The following is a 9,742-nucleotide window of genomic DNA, read 5'->3' as shown; positions in this document are numbered from 1 at the left end:
TGGAGGGGCTCGGCGGGACGCTGGCGGTCGCGGAGTCCCTCACCGGCGGTCTGGTGGCCGCGGAGCTGACATCGGTCCCCGGCGCCTCCCGGACCTTCCGCGGGTCCGTCACGGCCTATGCGACGGCCCTCAAGCGGGACGTACTGGGTGTCGACGGAGTCCTGCTGGCGGAGCGCGGTGCGGTCGATCCCGAGGTCGCGCGGCAGATGGCGGCCGGAGTACGGCGTGTGCTGGGCGCCGACTGGGGCGCGGCGACCACCGGTGTCGCGGGCCCCGATCCACAGGACGGACAGCCGGTGGGAACGGTCTACGTGGCCGTCGTGGGACCGGAAGGCATGGGGAAAGTGACCGCTTTGCGGTTGAACGGCGACCGTGCGGACATCCGTAAAGAGAGTGTACGCAGCGTGCTCGCGCTGCTCCTCAGCGAACTCTCATGGAACGGGCGGGCACAGGATACGGAACAGAACGGGGGGAATTGATGTTTGCAGCCCTGAGTGAACACGACATCGCTCCCCGCACGGCCGCGGCGCGAGGCGGTACGGTGGGGCGTGAAGGATGCGGCTACGCGGTCCGAGGAGGGAGCCACCGATGATTCTGCTCCGTCGCCTGCTTGGTGACGTGCTGCGTCGGCAGCGCCAACGCCAGGGCCGTACTCTGCGCGAAGTCTCCTCGTCCGCCCGAGTCTCGCTCGGCTATCTCTCCGAGGTGGAGCGGGGGCAGAAGGAGGCATCCTCCGAGCTGCTCTCCGCGATCTGCGACGCGCTTGACGTACGGATGTCAGAGCTCATGCGGGAAGTGAGCGACGAACTGTCGCTGGCGGAGCTGGCGGCGTCGGCGGCGGCCAGTGAGCCGGTGCCCGCGCCAGTACGCCCAATGCTCAATTCCGTCTCTGTGACGTCGGTGGCGGGAGTACCGACGGAGCGGGTGACGATCAAGGCGCCTACGGAGGCGGTGGACGTCGTCGCCGCCTGACGATGAGTGTTCCGTAGCGTCGCACAGAGTTCGTTACCCAGAGTTGGTCATTTGATGTCGTTCACATGACGTCGGCTGCACAGCGCTTGACGGAAGCCCCGATCGGTCCTGAGGACCGGCCGGGGCTTCCGTCGTGTGCGGAGCCTCTTGCGGGGTTCATTGAAATGACCGTTTTGTGTCATATGTGCCATGGTGGAAAGTGCCTTTGTGATGGAGACAAGGGCGAAGGAACCATGAACGGAACTGGAGGCCACGCATGGCTATCGTGAAGAGCCCCTTGCCCGAGGAGGATCTGAAGCTCGTCGCCGAGACGCTTCAGGGCGCGCTCGTTGACCTGGTGGACATCGCGCTGGTCGCGAAGCAGATCCACTGGAATATCGTCGGGCCGCGCTTCCGCTCCGTACATCTCCAGCTCGACAAGGTCGTATCCATGGCCCGGAAGCATTCGGACACGGTCGCCGAGAGGGCCGCCGCGATCGGGGTGACACCGGACGGGCGGGCCGCGACGGTCGCGGCGACGAGCGCGTTCGGCGCGGTTCCCAATGGGTGGATCAAGGACACGGACGCCGTACGGATCATGGTCGACGGACTTGCTTCGGTGATCAGGCAGATGCGGGAGCGCGTCGAGGTGACGGCCGTGCCGGACCCGGTCACCCAGGATGTACTGATCAAGGTGACGGCGGGTCTTGAGAAGCATTCCTGGATGTTCCAGGCGGAGAACATGTAACGGAGATTCCATGTGAAGTCTTCGCGCGCCGGGGTGTGCACCGATGCGCCCTCCCGGCGGTTGATCGTTCGGGTCTAGCGTCGGCCGGAGGAGGCAGCCATGGCAAGGCGATGGATCCTTCTGCCGGCACTCGCCCTCGGCGGGCTGTGGTGGTGGGCCGTGCTGCGGCTCGCGCTGGTGCCCGAACACAGTGGTCTGGTGGAGGGAGCGGTGGCGGCAGGCAGTTGGGGGCTGAGCCTGCTGCCCGTTCATGTCACCACCGCGCGGCGGCGCCGGCCGGGCAGCCGTCGGCAGGGCAAGGCATCCGGTCGGAGTGATGTCATCACGGCCGACGGCCAGGGCAGTTGAGGCGGCTGTGGCAATGCTGCTGTGGCAATTGTGTGTCAGGGACGGTCTCGTAAGGGCCGCCTGTTGATGCCGGTGCGTTGACGCTTTGTCAACTTGTGGGCCCGGGCTGGCATCGAGGGCACCAGTAGGCGGGACGGTCGTCCTGGTCGGCCTTACGGATGGGAGTGCCGCAGCGAGGGCAGGGCCGGCCCGCGCGGCCGTATACGGAGAGCCGCCGACTGCCGCCCGGACGGTTCCGGTTGGCTTCGAGCAGCTTCTTCGCCGCTGTCACCAGGCGCTCGGGTGACGGAACTTGTCCGATCGGCAGCCAGGGAGTCGCGCGGACCAGAAAACAGGTCTCGGACTTGAAAATGTTGCCGACTCCGGCGAGATTGCGCTGATCGAGCAGTGCCTCTCCGACCGGACGGGACGGATCGGCGAGGAGATTGCGCAGCGCCGTGGCGGGATCCCAGTCGGGCCCGAGCAGATCGGGCCCGAGATGGCCGACCACACGCTCCTCCTCACGGGTGCGCAGCAGCTCCAGGACCGGGAGCCGGTAGCCGACCGCGGTCCGTTCCTCGGTGCCGAGAATCGCCCGGATCTGGTGTGTGGGACCGCCGCGCCAACGCTCACCCGGGGCGTACACCTTCCAGGCGCCTTCCATGCCGAGATGTGAGTGGAGGGTGAGCCCGCCCTCGATGCGGGTGAGGAGATGCTTTCCGCGCGGTGTGACGTCCAGGACGGTCCGCCCGGTGAGATCGGCGGTCGCGAATCTGGGCACCCGGAGATCGGACCGGACGAGCGGCCGGCCGGCGAGCGTGATGTGCAGATGTCGGGCGGTCTGCCAGACGGTGTCTCCTTCGGGCATGTCTTCCATGATGCGCGACAGAGTGAGGGCGAAGCGTGGTGTGTACGGGCCGGGCCCCGCGTACGGGCCCGGGCCGGCGCGCGCGTCTCACGCGCGCAGACGCAGGCCTCTGGGAGTGGCGTGGAAGCCCGCCGCCTCCAGGGCGCGGCCCAAGGGCGAGGTCAGCGCGGAGACGCCATTGGTCCGCTCCACCGTGACCGTACCGAGGGCGCCCGCGCGGGCCGCGCCCACCAGGGCCTCGGCGGCGGCCCGGACTGCGGGTTCCTCCGGATCCATGGGCCAGGCCAGCAGTGTCTTTCCGCCGCGCTCCATGTACAGCGTCAGCTCGCCGTCGACGAGGACGACCAGGGAGCCGGCCTTCCTGCCCGGTTTATGACCGGCGCCGTCCGGGGGCTCGGGCCAAGAGAGCGCGGCTCCATAGGCGTTGGCGGGATCGGCGGCGGCCAGGACCACGGCACGGGGCGAGGGATGCGCCTCGGCGCGGTCACGGGCCGTCGCCGCCGCGCGCAGCCGGTCGACCGCGCCGTCCATCGCGAACTGGGCCGCGCCCAGGCCCTCGACCACATAGCCACGGCGGGCCTGTCCGCTGTCCTCGAAGGCGGACAGCACCCGATAGACGGCGGAGAAGCCGCCCTCCACTCCCTCGGCCGCGACAGCGCCTCTGGTGACGACACCATGGCGGTCGAGCAGCGTACGGGCCAGGGCATGGGCGCGATGCGTGGGATCCGGCTCGTGTGCGGGCAGCAGCGACCAGCGTCCGCTCACCGTCGGCGGGCCCGTACGGGACGCGGGTCTGGCCGCGGCCGTGAGTGTGCCGTACCGCCCGCGTGGCACCGGGCGCCGCGCGCGGTGGGCCGTGGAGCCCGCGGTCCGTCCCGAGCCGAGCAGGGAGCGCAGTGGCGCCAGGGTGTCATTGGTGAGCCTGCCCGACCAGGCCAGATCCCAGAGGGCGTCGGCGAGTTGGGGATCGGTCGCGTCCGGGTGGGTGGTGGCACGGATCTGGTCGGCGATCTGCCGGAAGAACAGGCCGTACCCACCCGTCAGCGCGGTCAGGACCGATTCATGGAGGGCGGTCAGCTCCAGCGGATGCGGAGGAGGCAGCAGCAGCGGCGCGGCGTCGGCGGGATAGAGCGATATCCAGCCGTCCTTGCCGGGCAGGGCGCCCGCTCCGGCCCACAGAACCTCGCCGGTGGTGGTCAGTTCGTCCAGCAGTCCCGGCGTGTAGCCGGAGATCCTGGAGGGCAGGACGAGCTTTTCCAGCGCCGACGCCGGGACGGGCGCTCCCTGCAACTGCTCGACGGCGCGGGCGAGTCCGTCGATACCGCGCAGACTGTTGGCGTGCAGATGCTGCCACTGCGGCAGGAACGTGGCGAGCGCGGCGGGCGCCACCGGCTCCAGCTCCTGGCGCAGCGCGGCCAGGGAGCGGCGGCGCAGCCGGCGCAGCACCGTGGCGTCGCACCATTCCTGACCGATGCCGGAGGGATGGAACTCGCCCTGGACGACCCGGGAATCCGCGGCCAGCCGCTGGAGGGCGCCATCGGTGACCGCCGGGCCGAGACCGAAGCGCTCGGCTGCCGTGTTCGAGGTGAACGGGCCGTGCGTACGGGCGTAGCGGGCGAGGAGATCACCCAGCGGATCCTTGACCGGCTCGGTGAACGCCTCGGGGACACCGACCGGCAGGGCCGTGCCCAGGGCGTCCCGCAGCCGTCCCGCGTCTTCGACGGCCGCCCAGTGGTCGGCTCCGCCGATCCTGACCTTGATGGCGCGGCGGGTCCTGGCCAGCTCTGCGGCCCACGCGGGCTCCGCTCCGCGCGCGGCCAACTCCGCGTCGGTGAGCGGTCCGAGGACCCGCAGCGCGTCGGCGACGCCCTCGATGTCCTTGATACGGCGGTCCTCCGTGAGCCACTGGAGCTCCTGCTCCAGCTCCGTGAGCACATCCGGGTCGAGCAGCTCGCGCAGCTCGGCCTGCCCCAGCAGCTCGGCGAGGAGCCGGGAGTCCAGGGACAGCGCGGCGGCCCGCCGCTCCGCGAGAGGCGAGTCTCCTTCGTAGAGGAACTGGGCGACATAGCCGAAGAGCAGGGAGCGGGCGAAGGGCGAGGGCTCGGGCGTGGTGACCTCGATCAGCCGGACCCGGCGGGACTCGATGTCGCCCATCAGCTCCGTGAGGCCTGGAACGTCGAAGACATCCTGGAGGCACTCGCGCACCGCCTCCAGCACGATCGGGAACGAGCCGAATTCGCTCGCCACGTGGAGGAGTTGCGCGGCGCGCTGACGCTGCTGCCACAGTGGGGTCCGCTTGCCAGGGCTGCGGCGCGGAAGCAGCAGCGCCCGTGCCGCGCACTCCCGGAACCGGGAGGCGAAGAGCGCGGAACCGCCCACCTGATCGGTGACGATTCCTCGGATGTCGCCCGCCTCGAAGGCGACGTCCGAGGCTCCAACCGGCGCCTGCTCGCTGTCGAAGGCCGTGCCGAGGGAGTCCGGCTCGCCGTCCAGCAGGTCCATGCCCAGCAGATCGGCGTCGGGGAGGCGCAGCACGATGCCGTCGTCGGCGTGCATGACCTGCGCGTCCATTCCGTACCGCTCGGAGAGCCGGGCGCCCAGCGCCAGTGCCCATGGGGCGTGCACCTGGGCGCCGAACGGCGAGTGGATCACCACCCGCCAGTCGCCCAGCTCGTCGCGGAACCGCTCGACCAGGATCGTCCGGTCGTCGGGGACATGGCCGCAGGCCCGGCGCTGCTCGTCCAGATACGACAGCACATTGCCGGCCGCCCAGGCGTCCAGCCCCGCCGCCAGCAGCCGCAGCCGGGCATCCTCCTCGGAGAGTGAACCGACCTCGCGCAGGAACGCGCCCACCGCACGGCCCAGCTCCAGCGGGCGCCCGAGCTGGTCGCCCTTCCAGAAGGGCAGCCGGCCCGGGGCGCCGGGAGCGGGAGTGACCAGGACCTGGTCACGGGTGATGTCCTCGATCCGCCAAGAGGTCGTACCGAGGGTGAAGACATCGCCCACCCGGGACTCGTACACCATCTCCTCGTCCAGCTCACCGACCCGCCCGCCGCCCTTCTTGGGATCGGCCCCGGCGAGGAAGACACCGAACAGCCCGCGGTCCGGGATGGTGCCGCCCGAGGTGACGGCGAGGCGCTGGGCGCCCGGGCGGCCCGTGACCGTACCGGCGACGCGGTCCCACACCACGCGCGGACGCAGCTCCGCGAAGGCGTCGGAGGGATAGCGCCCGGCGAGCATGTCCAGGACGGCGGTGAAGGCCGACTCGGGCAGTGAGGCGAACGGCGCGGCGCGGCGGGCCAGGGCCAGCAGATCGTCGGCCTGTCTGACATCCAGCGCGACCATGGCGACCAGCTGCTGGGCCAGCACATCCAGCGGATTGGCCGGGATACGCAGCGCCTCGATCGCCCCGCCGCGCATCCGCTCCGTGACCACGGCCGCCTGCACCAGATCGCCGCGGTACTTGGGGAAGACGACACCCGTGGAGACCGCGCCGACCTGATGGCCCGCGCGGCCGACCCGCTGGAGCCCCGAGGCGACCGAGGGCGGTGACTCGACCTGGATGACCAGATCCACCGCTCCCATGTCGATGCCCAGCTCCAGACTGGACGTGGCGACCACGGCGGGCAGCCGGCCTGCCTTCAGGTCCTCCTCGACCTGGGCGCGCTGCTCCTTGGAGACCGAGCCGTGATGGGCACGGGCGAGCAGCGGCGGCGCGCCTCTGGCCGCGCCGGACTGGGCCATGACCTGGGCAGGGGAGTGCGCCTCGGGCAGCGGCACGGCGGCCTCGCCGCCATCGAGCACGGTCCCCGTGGCCCGTTCGTACGCGATCTCGTTGAGCCGGTTGCACAGACGCTCGGCCAGCCGGCGGGAGTTGGCGAAGACGATCGTGGAGCGGTGCGCCTGGATGAGATCGGCGATCCGCTCCTCCACATGCGGCCAGATCGAAGGTCTCTCCGCACCGTCCGTCTCCGAGGCGGGCGAGCCGCCCAGCTCGCCGAGGTCCTCGACCGGGACGACGACGGAGAGGTCGAACTCCTTGGCGGAGGGCGGCTGGACGATCTCCACCCTCCGCTGCGGCGACAGATAGCGGGCGACCTCCTCCACCGGACGCACCGTCGCCGACAGGCCGATCCTGCGCGCGGGGCGCGGCAGCAGCTCGTCGAGCCGCTCCAGGGACAGGGCGAGATGCGCGCCGCGCTTCGTCCCGGCGACCGCATGCACCTCGTCCACGATCACCGTCTCGATCCCGGCGAGCGCGTCCCGCGCCGAGGACGTGAGCATCAGGAACAGCGACTCGGGTGTGGTGATCAGGATGTCCGGCGGTTTCGTGGCCATCGAGCGGCGCTCGGCGGCCGGCGTGTCACCCGAACGGATACCGACCCGCACCTCCGGCTCCGGCAGCCCGCGCCGTACGGACTCCTGCCGGATTCCCGTGAGCGGGCTGCGCAGATTGCGCTCCACATCGACGGCGAGCGCCTTCAGCGGAGACACGTACAGCACCCGGCAGCGCTTCCGGGCCTCGGCGGGCGGCGGGACGGAAGCCAGCCGGTCCAGGGCGGCGAGAAAGGCGGCCAGTGTCTTGCCGGAGCCGGTCGGGGCCACGACCAGCACGTCCGAGCCCTGCTCGATGGCGCGCCAGGCTCCCTCCTGCGCCGCGGTGGGCGCGGAGAAGGCCCCCGTGAACCAGCCGCGGGTCGCGGGGGAGAAGGAGTCGAGCGCGGTCCTTGCCATGTCCCCCATCGTGCACCCACCCACCGACAATCGCCCGGACCTGGGGAAACCGCCCGTGGACGGGCGGCAGAATGGGTGCATGGCGATACGGGAGCAGGCACGGCACTGGCACTATCCCGATCTGCCCGGTGTCGATCTCCTGCGGGCCAGCTACATCGACAAGAGCTTCGCGCGCCACACCCACGAGACCTTTGTGATCGCCGCGATCACGGAGGGCGTGGAGGTCTTCCACCACGGTGGTGCCAACCGGTACGCGGGCCCCGGCGCGCTCGCGCTGGTCAACCCGGAGACGCCGCACACCGGCCGCGCCCAGGGCCCGGAGGGCTGGCGGTACGGAGCCGTCTATCCGGCGGTCGACGTCGTCGCCTCGATCGCCGCGGAGACCACCGAGATCCGCGGCACTCCCGGATTCATGGCTCCCGTCGTGGACGATCCGTACGCCGTGCGCCTCGTCCACCAGGTGCTGCGCGCGGCCGACGAAGGGAACGCATTGGCCGCCGACACTCTGCTGAGGATCGCGGTGACCAGGCTGCTGCGGCTGAACGGCGCTGTCCTCCCGCAGCGGGCGATACGCGGGGCCGGAGCGAGAATCGCGGCACGCGCGCGTGCCGTGCTGGAGGAGCGGATGGCCGATCCGCCGTCCCTGGAGCGGCTCGCGGCCGATCTCGGCACCAGCCCTTTCGCACTGCTGCGGGCCTTCAAGGACACCTATGGCCTGCCTCCGCACACCTGGCTCACGGACGCGCGGGTACGGCGTGCCTGCCGGTTGCTGGACGCCGGTACGGCACCGGCGGAGGCGGCCGTGACCGTCGGCTTCACCGACCAGCCGCATCTCCACCGGCACTTCACCCGGATCGTCGGTGTGCCGCCCGGCGCGTACCGCAAAGAGCGCGCGGACGCGGCCGGGCAAGCCGGCCGGGCCGGATCCGGGCTCAGCGCACCCGCACACGGTCTTGCCACGCAGCCCCGCGACCTTGATGCCGCCGACGAGGGCTCGCGGTGCCTCCCGCCGCGCCGGTCATCGACTGGCCGGAGCGCAAGAACGTACAAGACCGGTCAGGGCCAGGCCTCGTAGCGTTCGGGATGTGTCAGATCAGACAACATCCGCATCCATACCCGAATCCTTGGCCGCGCCGCCCGCGCCCGCCTCCGAGCCGGACCCCGAGCCCAAGCCCGACGCGGCCGTCGTACGTGATGCCCTCGGCGTCGGTGTCGCCGTGGGACTGTCCGGTTTCGCCTTCGGTGTGACCTCGGCGGGCGCGGGCCTCTCCGTCCTGCAGACCTGCGCGCTGAGCCTGCTGGTCTTCACCGGCGCCTCGCAATTCGCCCTGGTGGGTGCGCTCGCGGCGGGCGGCAATCCGCTCACTGCGGCGGCGGGCGCGTTCTTCCTGGGCGTGCGCAACGCCTTCTACGGGCTGCGGCTGTCCCAGTTGCTGCGCCTCCCGGGGCCCGTACGCCCGCTGGCCGCCCAATGGGTGATCGACGAGACCACGGCCGTCGCGCTTGCCCAGCCGACGCGGCGCGGCGCGAGGATCGGCTTCACGGTGACAGGGCTCTCGCTCTATGTGCTGTGGAACCTCACCACCCTGGCCGGTGCCCTGGGCGCGGAAGCCCTGGGCGACACCACCGCGTGGGGACTGGACGCGGCCGGGCCCGCCGTCTTTCTCGCGCTGCTCGCGCCCATGCTCCGTACCGCCACCGAGCGGATGGTCGCGGGCCTCGCGGTTGTCCTGGGGCTGGGCTTTCTGCCGGTGCTGCCCGCAGGAGTTCCGGTGCTCGTCGCGGCCCTGGCCGCGCCCGCCGTCCTCTGGCTCGAAGGACGGCGGCGCGCCGCGCGTGGGACCGATACGGCCGGCCGGAAGGGAGCGGACCGTTGAACATCTGGATCGCGATCGGCGTGACCGCCGTCGGCTGCTATCTCGTCAAGCTGCTCGGGCTGCTGGTCCCTGTCGGCGTGCTGGAACGTCCGCTCGTCCAGCGGCTCGCGGCGCTGCTGCCCGTCGGCCTGCTCGCCGCGCTGACCGCGCAGCAGACCTTCAGCGCGAACGGCGCGCTCGTGCTGGACGCCCGAGGCGCGGGGCTCGCGGCGTCGGCGCTCGCGCTGGTCCTGCGCG

Annotated in this window: 9 protein-coding genes; 7 read left to right on the top strand and 2 right to left on the bottom strand. The window is 71.2% G+C overall.

Annotated features, from left to right (window positions below):
- Window positions 1–20 precede the first annotated feature (20 nt).
- The 4 genes from GA0115259_RS09015 (at window position 21) to GA0115259_RS09000 (ending at window position 2,047) form a co-directional block, all read left to right on the top strand.
- On the top strand, window positions 21–479 hold the full coding sequence (locus GA0115259_RS09015) for a CinA family protein (RefSeq protein WP_237539866.1): 459 nt from the start codon (window positions 21–23) through the stop codon (window positions 477–479).
- 109 nt (window positions 480–588) lie between these two features.
- Window positions 589–972 (top strand): helix-turn-helix domain-containing protein, encoded by a 384-nt coding sequence (locus GA0115259_RS09010; protein WP_046497329.1) that lies wholly within the window; start codon window positions 589–591, stop codon window positions 970–972.
- 256 nt (window positions 973–1,228) lie between these two features.
- Window positions 1,229–1,699, top strand: a complete 471-nt coding sequence (locus tag GA0115259_RS09005; RefSeq protein WP_093593458.1) for a Dps family protein — start codon at window positions 1,229–1,231, stop codon at window positions 1,697–1,699.
- Between the two features lie 99 nt (window positions 1,700–1,798).
- On the top strand, window positions 1,799–2,047 hold the full coding sequence (locus GA0115259_RS09000; RefSeq protein WP_093593455.1) for a hypothetical protein: 249 nt from the start codon (window positions 1,799–1,801) through the stop codon (window positions 2,045–2,047).
- 88 nt (window positions 2,048–2,135) lie between these two features.
- Here GA0115259_RS09000 and GA0115259_RS08995 read toward each other — a convergent pair whose 3' ends face one another.
- Both GA0115259_RS08995 and GA0115259_RS08990 read right to left on the bottom strand, forming a co-directional pair.
- Window positions 2,136–2,894: an Fpg/Nei family DNA glycosylase gene (locus GA0115259_RS08995; protein WP_093593452.1), complete on the bottom strand. Its 759-nt coding sequence runs from the start codon at window positions 2,892–2,894 to the stop codon at window positions 2,136–2,138.
- Window positions 2,895–2,981: 87 nt separating this feature from the next.
- A complete protein-coding gene (locus GA0115259_RS08990; protein ID WP_093593449.1) occupies window positions 2,982–7,628 on the bottom strand; it encodes an ATP-dependent helicase in 4,647 nt (1,548 codons plus the stop codon).
- Between the two features lie 79 nt (window positions 7,629–7,707).
- Between GA0115259_RS08990 and GA0115259_RS08985 the strand changes: the two genes are divergently transcribed.
- The 3 genes from GA0115259_RS08985 to GA0115259_RS08975 form a co-directional block, all read left to right on the top strand.
- Window positions 7,708–8,703 (top strand): AraC family transcriptional regulator, encoded by a 996-nt coding sequence (locus GA0115259_RS08985; RefSeq protein ID WP_141716498.1) that lies wholly within the window; start codon window positions 7,708–7,710, stop codon window positions 8,701–8,703.
- Between the two features lie 37 nt (window positions 8,704–8,740).
- On the top strand, window positions 8,741–9,505 hold the full coding sequence (locus GA0115259_RS08980) for an AzlC family ABC transporter permease (protein ID WP_370747538.1): 765 nt from the start codon (window positions 8,741–8,743) through the stop codon (window positions 9,503–9,505).
- On the top strand, window positions 9,502–9,742 hold a 241-nt coding region (locus GA0115259_RS08975; protein ID WP_093593443.1), incomplete at its 3' end, for an AzlD domain-containing protein. The genes GA0115259_RS08980 and GA0115259_RS08975, both read left to right, overlap by 4 nt.

It is taken from the genome of Streptomyces sp. MnatMP-M17, from assembly GCF_900091995.1.
In the GTDB taxonomy this organism is placed as follows: domain Bacteria; phylum Actinomycetota; class Actinomycetes; order Streptomycetales; family Streptomycetaceae; genus Streptomyces.
Note: the sequence above shows the minus strand (reverse complement) of the source record. Positions and strands in the feature narration are given on the sequence as shown.